This is a genomic window from Photobacterium sp. BZF1 (assembly GCF_014349205.1).
Classification (GTDB): Bacteria; Pseudomonadota; Gammaproteobacteria; order Enterobacterales; family Vibrionaceae; genus Photobacterium.
The window spans coordinates 35,945-53,337 of sequence record NZ_JACSOF010000027.1 but is presented as its reverse complement, the minus strand read 5'-3'; the positions used below and the strand labels follow the sequence as shown (position 1 = coordinate 53,337).

The 17,393-nt window shown below is 51.2% G+C and carries 12 protein-coding genes; 5 read left to right on the top strand and 7 right to left on the bottom strand.

Features of this window, described 5'->3' with window-relative positions; all coding sequences use genetic code 11:
* Positions 1 to 150: 150 nt before the first annotated feature.
* The 5 genes from serS to lrp all read right to left on the bottom strand — a co-directional run bounded on the left by serS (position 151) and on the right by lrp (position 8,107).
* Positions 151 to 1,458 (bottom strand): serine--tRNA ligase, encoded by a 1,308-nt coding sequence (gene serS, locus BIZ37_RS08165; RefSeq protein WP_187461095.1) that lies wholly within the window; start codon positions 1,456 to 1,458, stop codon positions 151 to 153.
* 127 nt (positions 1,459 to 1,585) lie between these two features.
* The gene (locus BIZ37_RS08160) at positions 1,586 to 2,926 is read right to left on the bottom strand and encodes a replication-associated recombination protein A (RefSeq protein ID WP_187461094.1); all 1,341 of its coding nucleotides are present in this window, start codon (positions 2,924 to 2,926) and stop codon (positions 1,586 to 1,588) included.
* Positions 2,927 to 3,070: 144 nt separating this feature from the next.
* A complete protein-coding gene (gene lolA, locus BIZ37_RS08155) occupies positions 3,071 to 3,688 on the bottom strand; it encodes an outer membrane lipoprotein chaperone LolA (RefSeq protein ID WP_187461093.1) in 618 nt (205 codons plus the stop codon).
* 79 nt (positions 3,689 to 3,767) lie between these two features.
* Positions 3,768 to 7,142 (bottom strand): DNA translocase FtsK 4TM domain-containing protein, encoded by a 3,375-nt coding sequence (locus tag BIZ37_RS08150; protein ID WP_187461096.1) that lies wholly within the window; start codon positions 7,140 to 7,142, stop codon positions 3,768 to 3,770.
* Positions 7,143 to 7,612: 470 nt separating this feature from the next.
* The gene (lrp, locus tag BIZ37_RS08145) at positions 7,613 to 8,107 is read right to left on the bottom strand and encodes a leucine-responsive transcriptional regulator Lrp (RefSeq protein WP_036832575.1); all 495 of its coding nucleotides are present in this window, start codon (positions 8,105 to 8,107) and stop codon (positions 7,613 to 7,615) included.
* 156 nt (positions 8,108 to 8,263) lie between these two features.
* Here lrp and ald point away from each other — a divergent pair, with 156 nt between their 5' ends.
* From ald to cydC, 4 genes are all read left to right on the top strand, one after another.
* The gene (gene ald / locus BIZ37_RS08140) at positions 8,264 to 9,385 is read left to right on the top strand and encodes an alanine dehydrogenase (protein WP_187461092.1); all 1,122 of its coding nucleotides are present in this window, start codon (positions 8,264 to 8,266) and stop codon (positions 9,383 to 9,385) included.
* Between the two features lie 200 nt (positions 9,386 to 9,585).
* A complete protein-coding gene (gene trxB, locus BIZ37_RS08135) occupies positions 9,586 to 10,548 on the top strand; it encodes a thioredoxin-disulfide reductase (RefSeq protein ID WP_187461091.1) in 963 nt (320 codons plus the stop codon).
* A 78-nt stretch (positions 10,549 to 10,626) separates the two neighbouring features.
* Positions 10,627 to 12,399: a cysteine/glutathione ABC transporter permease/ATP-binding protein CydD gene (gene cydD / locus BIZ37_RS08130; protein WP_187461090.1), complete on the top strand. Its 1,773-nt coding sequence runs from the start codon at positions 10,627 to 10,629 to the stop codon at positions 12,397 to 12,399.
* Positions 12,392 to 14,113: a cysteine/glutathione ABC transporter ATP-binding protein/permease CydC gene (gene cydC, locus BIZ37_RS08125; RefSeq protein WP_187461089.1), complete on the top strand. Its 1,722-nt coding sequence runs from the start codon at positions 12,392 to 12,394 to the stop codon at positions 14,111 to 14,113. Before cydD ends, cydC begins: the two co-directional genes overlap by 8 nt.
* A 93-nt stretch (positions 14,114 to 14,206) precedes the next feature.
* Here the strand turns inward: cydC and rimJ are convergent, their stop codons facing one another.
* A complete protein-coding gene (gene rimJ / locus BIZ37_RS08120; protein WP_187461088.1) occupies positions 14,207 to 14,788 on the bottom strand; it encodes a ribosomal protein S5-alanine N-acetyltransferase in 582 nt (193 codons plus the stop codon).
* 168 nt (positions 14,789 to 14,956) lie between these two features.
* On the opposite strand from rimJ, the gene BIZ37_RS08115 reads away from it, so the two are divergent.
* Positions 14,957 to 15,436 (top strand): methylated-DNA--[protein]-cysteine S-methyltransferase, encoded by a 480-nt coding sequence (locus BIZ37_RS08115; RefSeq protein ID WP_187461087.1) that lies wholly within the window; start codon positions 14,957 to 14,959, stop codon positions 15,434 to 15,436.
* Between the two features lie 224 nt (positions 15,437 to 15,660).
* On the opposite strand, the gene tyrR is transcribed toward BIZ37_RS08115, so the two are convergent.
* Positions 15,661 to 17,196: a transcriptional regulator TyrR gene (gene tyrR, locus BIZ37_RS08110; RefSeq protein ID WP_187461086.1), complete on the bottom strand. Its 1,536-nt coding sequence runs from the start codon at positions 17,194 to 17,196 to the stop codon at positions 15,661 to 15,663.
* Positions 17,197 to 17,393: the final 197 nt, after the last annotated feature.

The following is a 17,393-nucleotide window of genomic DNA, read 5'->3' as shown; positions in this document are numbered from 1 at the left end:
GGATAAAAGAAAGGACCGAACGTTTCCACGTTCAGTCCTCTATGTGCCACCCAAGTATCCGTTCAGGTATAAACGATGACGCTTATCCGAATGGCATTACAGCCAATTGGCTGGGCTTTTGTTGTTCTGTTTGAACGTCCGCGTAACGGATTAACCGATGTGAGTCACGTTGTTCATGTACTTGCGCAGTACTTCAGGGATACGGATACGACCGTCAGCTTCCTGGTTGTTCTCAAGGATAGCAACCATAGTACGGCCAACCGCCAAACCAGAACCGTTCAGGGTATGAACTAGCTCAGGCTTCTTCTCGCCCTTACGGCGGAAGCGAGCTTGCATACGGCGAGCCTGGAAGTCACCACAGTTAGAACAAGAAGAGATCTCACGGTACGTTTCCTGTGCAGGAACCCATACTTCTAGGTCGTAAGTCTTCACAGCGCCGAAGCCCATGTCACCAGTACATAGGATCACTTTGCGGTAAGGTAGCTCAAGCAGCTGTAGTACTTTCTCAGCGTGGCCTGTTAGCTCTTCCAGTGCGTCCATTGAGTCTTCAGGACGGGTGATCTGTACTAGCTCAACCTTGTCGAACTGGTGCATACGGATAAGACCACGGGTGTCACGGCCGTAAGAACCCGCTTCTGAACGGAAACAAGGTGTGTGCGCTGTCATCTTAACAGGCAGGTCTGCTTCTTCAGAAATCGTGTCACGCAGCATGTTAGTAACTGGTACTTCTGCTGTCGGGATCAAAGACAAGGTACGTGGCTCTTCGTCGTTCACTTTCTCAGTCAGTGGCTGAGTGTGGAACAGATCAGCACCGAACTTAGGCAGCTGGCCAGTACCGAATAGGCTGTCAGAGTTCACAAGGTACGGGACGTACATCTCGGTGTAGCCGTGCTCGTCTGTGTGCAGATCCAGCATGAACTGGGCAATTGCACGGTGTAGGCGAGCGAACTGGCCTTTCATCACGATGAAACGTGCGCCAGACAGCTTAACTGCGCTTGCGAAATCAAGACCGTCAGCCAGTTCACCCAGGTCAACGTGGTCTTTCACGTCGAAATCGTAAGACTGAGGCTGACCCCAGCGAGAGATTTCTACGTTCTCGTTTTCGTCTTTACCAGCAGGAACAGAATCGTCCGGCAGGTTTGGAATAGTTTGTACGATAGCGTCTAGCTCAGTCTGAAGCGCCGCAAGTGCTTTTTTCGCGTCGTCCAGCTCAGAGCCTAGGTTACCAACTTCAGCAAGGATACGCTCAGCTTCTTCGTGATCGCCCTTCGCTTTCGCTTGGCCAATGGACTTCGATCGGGAGTTACGCAATGCCTGAAGCTCTTCAGTTTTGATCTGAAGTGACTTACGTTTTTCTTCTAGGGAACGTAGTAGCTCTACATCAAGAGTGTAACCACGGCGCGCTAATTTTTCGGCTGTTGCGTCCAGCTCAGTTCGAAGTAATTTAGAATCTAGCATGCTAATCCTGTGCTCATAATGTTCTAAAGTGCACACTATTTAGCCAAATTGGTGGCTAAATAATTTATAATTCAGAAGGCGTTAGGCAACCTAACGCTGATCCCTCAACAATACCCAAAAAGCCCTATTATTGATAGCGCTTTGACGCGCTTTTTGCATCTAAAGAAGCAAGATAATCTAACTTTTCGGATATTTTAGTCTCTAAGCCCCGATTTGTCGGCTGATAGTAGCGAGTGCCCGCTAACTCAGGCGGGAAATAGCTCTCACCTGCCGCATAGGCGCCCGGCTCGTCATGGGCATAGCGATACTCCTGGCCGTAACCCATTTCCTTCATCAGTTTGGTCGGTGCATTGCGCAAGTGATGCGGAACTTCATAATCAGGATAGTTAGCCGCGTCCAACTTGGCCTGTTTAAATGCCGTGTAAACCGCGTTACTTTTCGGCGCACAGGCCAAATAGACAATCGCTTGTGCAATTGCCCGCTCACCTTCATAAGCGCCGACCCGGGTAAAACAATCCCAAGCAGACACTGCCACCTGCATCGCCCGTGGATCAGCATTACCAATATCTTCCGAGGCAATCGCCAACAAGCGGCGGGCAACGTAAAGCGGATCACAGCCGGCCTGAAGCATACGGGCATACCAATATAGGCCGCCGTCCGGACTCGAGCCACGGATTGACTTGTGAACCGCTGAAATCATGTCGTACCACAAATCACCTTTGTTATCGAAACGGGCAATCTTTTCGCCGGCGACTTCAGCCAGCAGTGCCAGGGTAATTTGCTTGTTGCCCTGCTTGTCCTCATCTGCCATGTCGATCAGCTGTTCAAGATAGTTCAGCGACATACGGGCATCACCGCCAACTAGCTCGGCCAAGCGCTCTTTGACCTCATCGACAAACACTAGGTTACCCTCAGTAACACCGCGCTCTTTGTCGTTAAGGGCCTGCTCAATGACTTCAAGGACTTCTTCAGTTTCAAGTGATTTGAGCTTGTAGACCCGGGCGCGCGACAACAATGCGTTGTTGAGTTCAAAAGAAGGGTTTTCTGTCGTTGCGCCAATGAAGGTCACGGTGCCGTCTTCGATATGGGGCAAGAAGGCATCCTGCTGGCTCTTGTTGAAGCGATGGACCTCATCGACAAACAAGATAGTGCGACGGCCGGCCATTTTGTTATCACGGGCCTTGTCGATTGCCGCTCGGATATCTTTCACCCCCGAGGTCACCGCAGACACTCGTTCAACTTCAGCATTGGCATAATGGGCTGCTACCTCGGCCAATGTCGTTTTTCCGGTGCCCGGTGGTCCCCATAGGATCATCGAATGTAGATGCCCCGCTTCAAGGGCGCGCCTCAGCGGTTTGCCTTCCGCCAGAATGTGTTTCTGGCCGATGTATTCCTGCACGGTACGTGGACGCATTCGGGCCGCCAGCGGACGGAAATCCGAAGAAAAGTCCAGGCTGAAATTACTCAAAATTACCGCTCCTCTCTACCAACCTAAACCACTGCCGATTCAGTTGGCCTAAAAACAAAATTAGGTGGTACAAGCGTACCACCTAAATCAATCAGTTCACTGCTGGCAGGCTAGATACACTGCCAACTAATTTGGTGCGCAGGCTTAGTTGCGCTGATCATCCAGCTCTACGCCTTGTGGCGGCGTGAAGGTGAACAAGCTGGCCACAGGCGTTGCCTTGTTGAATTTGGACAGCTTGAAGTTGCTGCGCTGGCCGTCTTGTTCGACTACAGAAAAGCTACGAACCTCACCTGACTTAGCGACAGTTACAATAAACTTACCCATTGAAGAGGCACCGCTTTTCGGTGTCAGGGTAAAGGTATCTGCGGTCTGCGATACATTGTAGTTGGCCCAATCAGCCGCACTGTTGCGGGTCAGCAGAACAAACGGGGTTTGATCTGTGGCATCGTTGAGCCACATTGCCGTTACCTGCTCGATGAACGGGCTGTAGTACCACAGGGTCTTGCCATCAGAGATCAAGATATTCTCATCCGGTGTTTCCGTATTCCAGCGGAACAAGTTAGGTCGTTTGATGGATACATCACCGGTACCTTCTACCAGCAGGCTCCCCTCTGGGCTTACGACGGTTTGGGTAAAGTCGGCACTGAACGCATTTACTTTACCTAAACGGGTGCTCAGTTCCTGCTGCGGGTTAGCCAGGGCCTGACCTGCCATTAGCAACGGACCGGCAACCAACATACTCAAAAGCACTTTTTTAATCATTCTGTTAAACCCTTTTTAAATGCCTGCCCTTAGATCGTAGCAGGCATGGTCATTACTGTTGTCTTGTGTTCTATCACGGTTAATCGCGAGGTGCAGGCGGTGGTGCCAATACTTCACGGTTACCATTGTGGCCCGGTGCACTAACAATACCGTGTGCCTCAAGTTGTTCAACAATACGCGCGGCACGGTTATAACCAATCTTGAAGCGGCGCTGGACGCCAGATACCGAACCACGGCGCGACTCAGCAACAAACGCTGCCACTTCGTCAAACAACTGATCCAAATCGTCATCGCCACCTGTCGGGGTCTCACCCGGCAGTAGGCCTTCAGCTCCCTGGTCCGCCTCAAGGATGCCCTCGATGTACTGTGGTTTGCCACGGGCTTTCCAGTCGTTCACCACGTTATGGACATCTTCATCCGAGGCAAAGGCACCGTGAACACGTACTGGGTGGTTGCTACCTGCTGGCAAGTAAAGCATGTCACCCATACCAAGTAGGGATTCTGCACCGCCTTGGTCTAGGATGGTGCGTGAGTCCGTTTTGGTTGAGACGGTAAACGCCATACGGCTCGGGATATTGGCCTTGATAAGGCCTGTGATCACATCCACCGACGGTCGCTGGGTTGCCAGCACCAAGTGAATCCCCGCTGCACGCGCTTTCTGTGCCAATCGGGCAATCAGCTCTTCAACCTTCTTACCAACCACCATCATCAAATCGGCGAATTCATCGACGATCACCACAATGCTTGGCATTTTCTCCAGCAGCGGTGGGTACTCGTCCATGCTGTCACCAGGCTTCCATAACGGATCATGGATTGGATGACCGGCCGCTGCGGCTTCTTCCAGTTTGGCGTTGAAGCCAGCCAGGTTACGTACCCCACATGCTGCCATGAGTTTATAGCGACGCTCCATCTCACCGACACACCAGCGCAAGGCATTGCTGGCATCTTTCATATCGGTAACCACTTCGGTCAACAAGTGCGGGATGCCTTCGTAAATCGACAACTCCAGCATTTTCGGGTCAATCATGATGAAGCGGCAATCTTCCGGCTTGCACTTGTACAGCAAGCTCAAAATCATCACGTTCACACCCACCGACTTACCGGAACCTGTCGTACCGGCAACCAGCAAGTGTGGCATCTTGCTCAAATCGGCAACCACTGCCTCACCGGCAATGTCGTAACCCAACACAATAGGCAAGGCGCTCTTTTTCTGCTGGAAGTTATCACTCGCCACTACCTCTGACATATAAACCGTTTCACGGTTCACATTCGGCAGCTCAAGGCCGATATACGGCTTGCCCGGGATCACTTCGACCACACGTACCGCCGACGCTGACAAGGCACGGGCCAAGTCTTTGGCAAGACCAGAAATACGGCTCACTTTCACACCAGGAGCAAGATCTAGCTCATAGCGGGTGATCACCGGGCCTGGGTAGACCCCAACCACCTTGGCTTTGATTTTGTAGTCAGCCAGTTTGGCTTCCACCAGCATCGCCGTTTGCTTCAGCTCTTCCTCTGTGGTCGGCTGGACGTTTTGCTTCGGCGGTGCCAGCAAATCAATCGTCGGCATCGGCGAGGTCGGCTTAGGCAAGTCCGCTTCGCGCTTCATCAAGAATGGGTTGTCCAAGCCCGCCGCTTGTGCCTGGGCCTTCTGGGCATCACGGATTTTCTTGAGGAAGGCTTCTTCATCACTCAAGCCTTCTTCATTATTATCCTCTGCCGGTGCGATTTCACGCTCAGCCCGCTCTAGCTCAGACATACCATCCTGAACACCGATTTCAATATCTTGTGCCGTTGGTGCGGCTTCAGTCTGAACCTCAGCATCAGCGCTTTGCTCTTGGTACACAGGCTCCTGGTAGGCCGCTTGTTGAGAAACAGGCTCTGTGTGCAACGGCTCTGATTCAACCACAGGTTCGAAGGTACCAGTTTGGGCAACATGAGACTCTGTTGTAGCAGGCTCGAAATGAACCTGTGATGAATGTGCTTCGGTTGACTCCGGAACAAAATCATCATTGTTAAATGACATGCCTGAAGACAGTTCCGCCTCTGGAGCAACTTGTGGTTCTGGTACAGCTTGTAGTTCAGATACCACTTGCGGGTTCATTGCTGCTGTTTCTGCTATGGCAGACACAATTGGCTCTGCAGTAGCAACTCCTGCCGCCGCAGCAATCCCCCCAACATTATCAATAGAAGTGTTGTCGATTGCTGGGTCAGCATCAGAAGTTTGGCTCTGCCCCTCATCGACATACACCGTGAAGTTCTCATCGATATCTAGTTGCCTTTCTAACTCAGCAATCGTCATGCCTTTGGCTTGCTGGGTAGATTGAACATCAACAACCTCTTCGACAATAGCCTCGTCACTCTGCGGCTGGACGCCCGCTTGAGGGGATCCCGTCGCAACTGGCTCAACCGGTGTGACTGTTTGCGCAGGCGTATCAATAACAGGCTGGCTCACAGATTGCTCTATTATCACAGCAGCAGGCTCCGCGCTTGCTTCGGCTTGTGCAGCAACAACAGTCGGTGCCGTCACAGCAGTAGCAGTTGCTATCGTTGGTGTCTGGGCTTGGGCTTGGCGATGACGCTCAGGCATCACTATCTTCGGTTCGCTAGAGTCCATCAGTGGATCAGCTTGGAGCCCTACACCATTGAGTAATGGGTCGGGTTGACCCGATTGACCAAAACTTGGTTCCTGACGGGCAAAGCGGCTTCTATCATCAGCAGGCTCTGAAGATGCCTGGCTATTTGAAGCCAACAGCACATCATCGGCATCGGGTTCAGATTCGGTTTGTTGCATCGCCAACTGACGGCCAAACTCGGTCTGGTGCTCATCTGGGATATCGGCTGCAAAAGGCGTTAATGTCTCTGATTTGTCAGAGCGAACCTTGTTGAGCAGCCAAGCAAGAGAGCCAAGCACCGTTTCACCAATGATATCGACAATGGTGAGCCAGGAAATCCCAGTAAACAGGGTAAAGCCCATCGCCCAGGCGAACATTAGAACCAGCGTGGCACCCAGCAAGTTAAACAGCGGCAATGCCATATTCGACACCACATCACCTATCACACCGCCGGAGGAGAAATACCAAATATCATCAAAGTTGAGATCGGCAAGCCCGCAACTGGCGACAAAAATGATGAGCAAACCGAGCAGGCGGGTGCCATAAATCATATAGTCCAGTTTGAGCGGTTGCTGGCGGCGGCGGAAAAGCACCCATGCAGCAAGAATAATGACGGCAGGTAACGGATAGGCCAGCGAGCCAAACGCAAAGAATAAGGTATCGGCCACCAAAGCGCCGAATGCCCCTGCTTTATTTTGTACCGGCCCTTCCCACGCGGTCTGGGACCATGAAGGATCAGCTGGGTCGAAACTCAACAGCGCAACCATGATGAAAATCGCCGACAAAATGCCGATGATTAGAAAACTCTCCAGTAAGCGCTGTCCCCCGGAAAGGCGCATTTTAGGCTGCTTCTTGCCCTTTACTTTCCTCAAAAAAACACTCCGATGTAACAAATTGCTCTAACGTCCCCCCCTTCTGCCCTGTAAGAGCTATGTTGGGGGAGATACGCTGAATCTTTTTAACTATCAGAACAAGGACATCCCTGCTCGTTGTTATTATTATGCCAATGGCTAATGGCGTGTCAGGCGCCAGTAAAACTAATGCCTATCTTATACTAAATAGCGTCATATTTTGCCATTTAGATAAGGTGGATATCGGACGGGGTGGTAATAATTTGTCAGGATGTGCTGAAAATCCCAGCACCTTGGGTTAGTAATAGCTAACTTCGCCAATCTGTTGATCGCTTGACGCTTTCGCTACCTTTACGCCAGTAAACAAAACAAGGCGCCAGAAACAAAACAAGCGGCTGACTGGCCGCTTGTTTGAACTACCCAAAGAGTTTGGATGTATCTTATTTCAGTTGTGAAGCTTAACGCGTTTTGATCACAAGGTTGTTAGTCTGCTTCACTTCTTCCATTACCACATAGGTACGGGTGTCGTTAACACCAGGAAGACGCAGCAAGGTTTCACCCAACAACTTACGGTATGCAGACATATCTGATACACGGGTTTTCAGCAAGTAGTCGAAGTCACCAGATACCAAGTGGCATTCTTGGATGTCTTCAAGTTCTTGCACTGACTTGTTGAACTGCTCAAACACATCAGGCGCACCACGGTTTAGCGTGATTTCCACGAAAACCAATAGGGAGGCATCAAGATACTGAGGGTTTAGCAACGCGGTGTAGCCACTGATGTAGCCCTGACGCTCTAGGCGTCGTACACGCTCAAGACATGGTGTTGGAGACAAGCCTACACGCTTGGATAACTCTACATTTGAAATGCGACCGTCTTTTTGAAGTTCATTCAAAATGTTACGGTCAATACGATCCAATTCCTTGGATGGTTTTTTCTTGGTATCTACCATTTTTTATTCCACCTTCTTACTTCCTTGCAAAAAAATATACTACATCTTTCTATTTTTTAGAATCAAATACTCTGTTAGTCAAACTATACTGCCATTAGATCTGCATTTACATCCTTGTCAATAGCCAATCATACTGGATGCCAAGGGAGGAGCAGCATGATTATTGGAGTCCCCAAAGAAATCAAAAATCACGAATACCGTGTTGGTCTGGTAACCAGCAGTGTCCGTGAGCTCACATCACTCGGTCATCAAGTCCTGGTCGAAACCCAAGCCGGTGTCGGGATCGGGCTGTCAGACTCAGACTATGAGAACGCTGGCGCTACAATTATTTCTAACGCTAAAGAAGTTTTTACCAGATCAGAGATGATTGTCAAAGTAAAAGAGCCTCAAGCAGTAGAAAGAGCCATGCTGAATGAAGGGCAAATTTTATTCACTTATCTCCATCTTGCACCAGATTTTCCGCAAACAAAAGACCTGATTGACAGCAAAGCTGTCTGTATTGCTTACGAAACCGTCACCGACTCAGCAGGCAGATTACCGCTTTTAGCCCCGATGTCAGAAGTTGCGGGCAGAATGTCTATCCAAGCAGGAGCCCAAACGCTAGAGAATTCTAACGGCGGACGGGGCCTATTACTCAGTGGTGTCCCCGGTGTCGAACCGGCCAATGTACTCATATTGGGTGGCGGTGTCGTCGGCTCCAATGCCGCTAGGATGGCAGTGGGCATGCGGGCCAATGTCACTTTGCTTGACCGTAACGTCGATACCTTGAGGGCGCTGGATTGCGAGTTTAGAGGGGCAGTGAATTTGGTGTACTCGACCTCTGAGATCATAGACCAGCTGGTGCCTGAAGCCGATATCATCATTGGTGCGGTGCTGATCCCCGGGGCCGCTGCGCCCAAGCTAATTACCGCCCAGCACGTCAAGCAGATGAAACCCGGTTCGGCATTGGTTGATGTCGCTATTGACCAAGGCGGATGCTTTGAAACTTCGCACCCGACAACCCATACGGAACCCACCTATATAGTCGACAATGTGGTCCATTATTGCGTTGCTAATATGCCGGGCGCGGTGGCGAGAACATCGGCCTTTGCTCTCAATAATGCCACCCTGCCCTATGTCATTAAGCTGGCAAATCTCGGTTATAAAAAAGCCCTTTTGGACGATTCCGGATTCCTTGCAGGGCTGAATGTGATACATGGTAAAGTGACATGTAAAGAGGTCGCCGATAGTTTTGACTTGCACTATACCGATCCAACAGTCGCGATTAGCATGTACTAGCACATCATTTATATATAACTTTTAGCTATCACTTATAGCAAATACATCTAAATAAATTATCATCGCTGCCGGGAATCCACCTCGGCAGCGTGACTTTACAGGGAAAAGGCTGCGCTACAATCCTCCTCTTTCCATAGCGCCTCAATTTACCTACAATCACTCTTCACAAGATCAAAAATCTCATTCAGCCTGGAGAAGTAATGAGTAACGTAAGACATTGTAAACTGCTCATCCTTGGTTCTGGTCCTGCTGGTTATACGGCAGCCGTTTATGCTGCACGTGCCAACCTAAACCCGGTAATGATTACGGGTATGCAGCAAGGTGGTCAGCTCACTACCACCACAGAAGTAGAAAACTGGCCAGGTGACGCTGAAGGCCTAACCGGTCCTGCACTTATGGATCGCATGAAAGAGCACGCTGAGCGATTCGAGACCGAAATCATTTTTGATCACATCAATGAAACTGATTTTAGCCAGCGCCCTTTCCGCCTAAAAGGCGACAGCGGTGAATACACCTGTGATGCTTTGATCATCTCGACCGGTGCATCGGCCAAATACCTTGGCCTAGAGTCAGAAGAAAACTTCAAGGGCCGCGGCGTTTCTGCTTGTGCGACCTGTGACGGTTTCTTCTACCGCAACCAGAAAGTGGCAGTTGTCGGTGGTGGTAATACTGCCGTTGAAGAAGCGCTTTACCTATCTAACATCGCTTCAGAAGTTCACCTGATCCACCGTCGTGATACCTTCCGTTCAGAGAAGATCCTGATCAAACGATTGATGGACAAAGTCGAGAACGGCAATATTATCCTGCACACCGATCGCGTGCTCGATGAAGTGCTGGGCGACGAAATGGGCGTAACTGCCGTGCGCATCAAAGATACCCAATCTGATGCAACCGAAACGCTTGATGTGATGGGTGCTTTCATCGCAATCGGCCACCAGCCAAATACTGGCATTTTTGAAGGCCAACTTGAGATGAACAACGGTTACATCAAGGTACAGTCTGGTACTGAAGGTAACGCCACCCAAACCAGCGTAGAAGGTATCTTCGCTGCAGGTGATGTCATGGACCACACTTATCGTCAGGCTATTACCTCTGCCGGTACTGGCTGCATGGCAGCACTTGATGCCGAGCGTTTCCTCGACGCGCTAGAACAACAAAAATAATACTTATGGCCACCTTTCAAGGTGGCCTTTTTAGCCTTCACCTTTAAGCCGGCTGCCCTAGCGGCTCAAGAATTTAATATGGATAAACAATTACAACGCGATTTAACCAAATGGTTGAAATCACAGAGTAAGCTGGCTAAACGCTGGCTCATGCTCAGTGTCGGCCTGGGGTTCTTGTCGGGGTTGCTACTCGTTGGCCAAGCTGCTTTGCTTGCCCATATCCTGCACCAACTCATTATTGAACACACCGATAAATATCAGCTGGTTTCCAGCTTCGTCGGCCTGTTTGTCGTCGTCGGCCTGCGAGCCGCCTGTAGCTGGGGCCGGGAAATATTCGGTTACCGCTGCGGCGAACAAATACGGCTGCATATCAGACAACTGATCCTGCAACGTTTGCAACAGTTAGGTCCGGCCTATATCAAAGGCAAGCCTGCGGGTGTCTGGGCGAGCCTGGTACTGGAGCAGGTAGAAGAGATGCAAGACTTCTTCTCCCGCTATATCCCACAAATGTCGATTGCGGTGCTGGTTCCCCTGGTGATCCTGTTTGCCGTCTTCCCGCTAAACTGGGCCGCTGGACTAATTTTCCTGATCACCGCACCGCTGGTTCCTATGTTCATGGCACTGGTCGGCCTCGGTGCTGCTGATGCCAACCGCCGTAACTTCAAAGCACTCCAGCGCCTTTCAGGTCATTTTTATGACCGTTTACAAGGTTTGTCGACCCTGCGTTTGTTCAACCGTGCTGAAGCCGAAGCAGAAAACCTCCACGCGGCTTCCCATGTGCTGCGCAAGCGTACTATGGAAGTGTTGAGGATGGCCTTCCTGTCATCGGCAGTACTGGAGTTCTTTTCGGCTATCTCAGTGGCAATCGTTGCGGTTTACTTTGGTTTCTCGTTCATTGGCGAGCTGAACTTCGGCCACTACGGCGTACCAATCAGCCTATTTACCGGCCTGTTCATTTTGGTACTGGCACCTGAGTTCTACCAGCCTCTGCGTGACCTGGGGACTTTCTACCATGCCAAAGCCCAAGCGATCGGGGCAGCCGAGTCTATTGTTGAGTTCCTCGACAGCGAAGCCGATGGCATGAGCCAAGGCCAAACCAATCTAGACTCCCCTGAGACTATCTCTATCAGTGCCGAGCAGTTGGAAGTACTGAGCCCACAAGGCCAAGCCTTGGCAGGCCCGCTTAATTTCGATATTAATGCCCATGAGCAAGTAGCCTTAGTCGGCCCAAGTGGTGCCGGTAAAACCAGCCTGCTCAATGCCCTACTAGGCTTCTTGCCTTACCGCGGCAGCTTGAAAATCAACGGCGTCGAGCTTAGCGAGCTTGACCACAGCCAGTGGCGACAGGCAATCAGCTGGGTCGGACAAAACCCACTACTGCTGCACGGTACTGTCCGAGACAACATCACATTGGGCAACCCGCTAGCGACTGACGAGCACATCATGCAAGTTTCGCAGCAAGCCTATGCCGATGAATTTATCTCGCGCCTGGAGAAAGGTTACCAGCACCAGGTGGGAGACCGTTCCGGTGGCCTTTCTGTCGGCCAGGCACAGCGTATCGCCGTTGCCCGTGCCATGCTGCAAAGCGGTGCCTTCTGGATTCTCGATGAACCGACTGCCAGCCTCGATGCCAACTCCGAGCATTTGGTACTAGATAGCCTGAAAAATGCCGTCAGTGGCCAAACGGCCCTTATGGTCAGCCACCGCCTAGACCAACTGGCCGCTATGGACCGTGTTTTGGTGATGGATAACGGCAAATTGGTCCAGAACGGTCCGTTTGAACAGATCCGCCAGCAAGGCCTACTTGCTGAGATGCTAGCCCATACCGACAAGAGGGATCTCGATGCGTGATTTAATCCCTTACCTCAAGCTATACCGTAAACACTGGTTTGGCCTAACACTGGGTATGCTACTGGGGCTTGGCACCCTATTAGCTGCCATGAGCCTGTTAACCCTATCAGGCTGGTTTATTGCCGCTTCGGCAGTGGCAGGCCTGACTATCGCCCGTGAGACCTTCAACTACATGTTGCCAGGTGCTGGCGTACGAGGTTTCTCGATAGCCCGCACGGCTGGGCGCTGGGGTGAGCGAGTGGTCAGCCACAACGCGACTTTCAAGTTGCTGGCAGATCTACGCTTGTTCTTCTTCCGCAAACTGACACCGTTGATCCCGGGCCGCCAGACCAACTTGCGCGATGCTGACCTGCTCAACCGTTTGGTGGCTGATGTCGATGCAATGGACCATGTCTATTTGCGTTTGGTTAGCCCATTGCTCATTGGCGTAATCGGCTTGCTGGCAATCACCGGCTTCCTGGCCTGGTTCGACCCAACCATCGGCCTGACTTTAGGTGCTATTTTGCTGGCCCTAATGCTGATCCTACCGGTCATCTTCTACCGTTTGGGTAAAGCCAATGGTGAAACCTTGACCATGGCCAAAGCCAACTACCGGGTGAAGATGCTTGATTGGATCCAGGGCAATGCCGAACTATTGTTGTTCAATGCCGAGGACCGCTACTACCAGGCAGCCCTTGATGAACAGCAATCTCTTCTCAATGCCCAGCGCAAGATGGCAAACCTGACCGGCCTCGCCAATGCTATCTTAATGGCAGCTACCGGCTGGACCCTGGTTTTGATCACCTGGATGGCTGCCGATGGTATTGCTGGCCAAGCACCAGACCCGTTTGTGGCAATGGTCGCCTTCGCGACTATGGCGAGTTTCGAACTGATGATGCCTGTAGCTGGCGCGTTCCAGTACCTAGGCCAAACCCTGACGTCAGCCCGCCGCCTCAATGAGATCATTGAAGCAACGCCGGATACCCCGTTTGATCCCGATGGCCACACCGCCGAGGTTCAAGGGGCGCTGGATATTCAGAACATCAGCTATACCTACTACGGTAGCGATGAGCCGGTATTGAAAGATATCTCTTTGACTATCGGGGCGGGTGAAAAGGTTGCCCTGCTTGGCCGTACCGGTTGTGGTAAATCAACCTTGCTGCAGCTGTTGACCCGTAACTGGGATCCTCAGCAAGGGCAGATCGCCCTAGACGGTGTCTCGCTGCCAAAATGGCAGGAAGCGCCACTGCGCAAAGCCATTACGGTCGTCAGCCAGCGGGTGGATGTCTTCAATGGTTCACTGCGTGAGAACCTGATTCTAGCCAAACCAACAGGCACTGACGAAGAGTTCTGTGAAGTGCTTGAAAAAGTCGGTCTTGAAGCACTGCTGGAAGGCAAAGGCTTGGATACCTGGCTTGGTGAAGGTGGCCGCCAGATTTCTGGGGGTGAACGCCGCCGTATCGGCATTGCCCGTGCCCTGCTGCACGATGCGCCAATCCTGCTGATGGATGAGCCAACTGAGGGCCTAGACCGCCGTACCGAGCAACAGATCATGAGCTTGTTGCTTGAGCACGCCAAAGACAAAACGGTGCTGTTTATCACCCACCGCTTGGTTGGCCTGGAACAGATGGATCATATCTGTTTGATGGACGAGGGCGAAATCATCGAACAAGGCAAGCACCGGGAGCTGCTCGGTCAGAATGGCCGTTACACAGAGCTTTGGCAACGTATCTAGCCCAAACCTAATTTTGTGTATGCCAAAAACCAAAACGAGAGCCCGTTGGCTCTCGTTTTTTATTTGGGCAGCATCAACAGTCGCAGCCTGATGTTAAACCGGCATCGTCCAGTCTTCATTGATACAAGCCGTCAGGATATGGTCTTCCCACTTGCCGTTGATAAGCAGGTAATCCTTAGCCTCACCCTCAATGACAAAGCCGCATTTTTTCAGCACAGCGGCACTCCTGGCGTTGCGGGGCATATAGGCTGCCATAATCCGGTGGAAACTCTGGTCTTCGAACATCCAGCGGTTCGCTGCAGCCAATGCACGGCTCATCAAACCCTGCCCTTGGCAATCCTGATCAAGCGAATAACCCACATGGCAAGCATGGAAGGGATGACGCACGAGGTTGCTGTAATTTACCACCCCACAAATTTCATCACTGCTTTTCTGCTGGATCACAAAGTAGTAGGCCATTTTATGTTTGTGCAACTGCATCAATTGCTCCAAACGCCGATGCCAACCTGTTTCGGTAAAGAAAGCCTCTTCACGCAGCGGTTCCCAAGGCTGGAGGAAGGCCCTGTTACGTTGGTAGTATGCGGTAATGGCCGCGACATCTTTGGTGGTAATAAGCCTAACAACCGCATCACCAATATCGATTGACGTTGCCCGGGTGATAATTGAATGAAACAACAGCACATTATCCTTATGCGACATACAATGTTGAAACGTTAGCACAGCCAACCAGCGATGAATACACCCGGAAGATAAACTTATTTCAGGACAAAGATTTGGCCGCATGTTTGAGCTATCATTGTGATAGCCGCGCCGCGATTGACGCTAACCAACACAGTGATGACTATGTATTACGACCACCTTGATACGGTATTGGGAAAGATATACTTATTAGCAGACGAGCAGGGATTACGACAACTTACTATCGCTAGTGGCGGATTTTCCCCAGACAGCCACTGGGAACATGACCCGGATTTCATGGCCCCGTTTATCGCCCAGCTCGCTGAATACCTCGACGGAAAACGCAAACAGTTCACCATCCCCCTCGCCCCCCACGGTACCGACTTCCAGCAACAAGTGTGGCAAGCCATTAGCGAAATCCCCTACAACAGCCACCGTTCATACCAACAAATCGCCACCCACATCGAGCATTCAACCGCCATCCTTGCCATCGGCATGGCAAAAAACGTCAACCCTATCCCAATCATTATCCCGTGCCACCGGGTCGCAACCGAAGTCGAGGCGCAGCAAAGCTGTCGCTACGGGCAGGATCTGATCTGCCAGCTCAGGGAGCTAGAGCAAGGAAAGTTGAGGTTGTTGAAGTAGAAAAGATCGGTTCTGGGTTCTGGAGGCAGAATTTGCCGAAAGCTTCGATACATCAGGATCTTGCTTCTGTTTTTCGCTTTTTCAAAGATCTCGTATCCTATCCTAATAGCCCCTGTTTCTGCTTTTGCTTCTCCCAGGAACTAGGACCCGCTTTTCCTAGGACCTCAAAAAACAAAGGAGCCCTAAGGCTCCTTTGGCATAATATCCATCACTAAATCGACAGCTTAGTGTTTTCCGATGCCATACTCCCGCAACTTGTTGGCGACGGCGGTGTGCGACACACCAAGCCTTTTCGCTAGCTTGCGGGTTGACGGGTAGCTGCGGTAGAGGCTGTTGAGAATGCCTGACTCATAGCGCTTCATGATTTCATCCAGCGAGCCATCTAAGGTTTCTTCGCTGATCACGGTTGCCGATTCATTTTCCGGCAACTGGATATCATCAACACTGATTTCCGTCCCTTCAAGCTGGGTCATCGCACGGAACAGAACGTTTCGCAGCTGGCGGATATTACCTGGCCATGCATATTGACTCAGGTACTGGGCGACCTCAGGGGAAATAGACGGTTTAGGCTGCTGCAATTCCTGGGCAAACTGGCTCAAAAACAGGTCGGCCAACGGGACAATATCAGCGGTTCTTTCACGCAGTGGCGGTACGGTCAGGGCCAAGACATTGAGTCGGTAGTACAAGTCTTCCCTGAACTGTCCCGTCGCTACCAGCTCAGGCAACTTCTTCTGGGTCGAGCAGATCACCCGGACATCCACCTTCATCTCCTTCTCTTCGCCTACACGACGGAACGTACCGTCCTGCAGGAAGCGAAGCAGTTTGATCTGCAGGTGCTCAGACATTTCGCCCACTTCGTACAGGAAGGCAATACCACCATCAGCTTGTTCGAAGATACCTTTCTTGCCTGGTTCGGTAGCGGTTGCCGCCATACCAAATAATTCGGTTTCAGCCGCGTTATCTGGCATCGACATGCAGTTAACCAACAAGAAAGGGTTATCGCGGCGCAGCGAGCGCTGGTGGCAGGCCCGAGCCAGCATTTCCTTACCTGTACCGGTCTCGCCCTGAATGAGCAATGGGGCATCCAACATCGCCAACTTTTTAGCTTGTGACACCAACTGCTTGAAGCGGGAGGACTGGCCAACTAGGTGCTCAAAGCCATTGTCACCACTGAGTTGGCGCATCGCCAACGGCATCTTGGCTTCCGATAAGGATTTAAGCAGGATAACCGCACTGGCCAAGACTTGCTCTTCAGTCTCGTCGGTGACATAAACCGGCATGATTTCCATCATGTAATCAAGACCGGATAACACCACCAGCTCACTGCGTCGGCTAGCCTTCTCTTTTTCTAACCAGTTGTGAACATTGAAACCGACAAAGGTCTGAATATGTTCACCGACAATTTCTTCACGGCTTTTGCCAAGTAATACTTCAGCTGCGTCATTGGCTAGATCGATCTTGCCTTGCAAGCTAACAGAGAAAAACGGATCAGGTAAGGCTTCCAGCAATGCTTTGAGCTCTTTGTGTTCACGCTCGCTCGGCATGAACTGGATCTTTCTAACATCTGTCACTCCGTCCAATTGGCGGATCTGCGACATCAGCTGGCTGAACTGCTCAAACTCAACTTCTGGGCAGTTTAGGTAAATAATCCCAACCCGGTCAATTTCAATGCCCCGTAAGTCAATCTGCCGGCTCGCAAGGATATCCAGCAGCTCTCGGGTCATGCCAAGTCGGTCTTCGCAAAAGACTTGTAGCCTCATATTTATTATCTTCCAAGGTGTCAGGAATTGTTGACACTAGAAGTTTGCGCCTTCCCTGTAGTTGAGTCAAGTCATTGACGTCCATACCTGAGAGGTTGCGCACTATCAATCCATCGGCAGTGAAATATCGCCGTACTGAATAAAATGAATGAGGTCAAAATCGACCCAAAGACAAAAAATAAGGCCCTCGCAGGGCC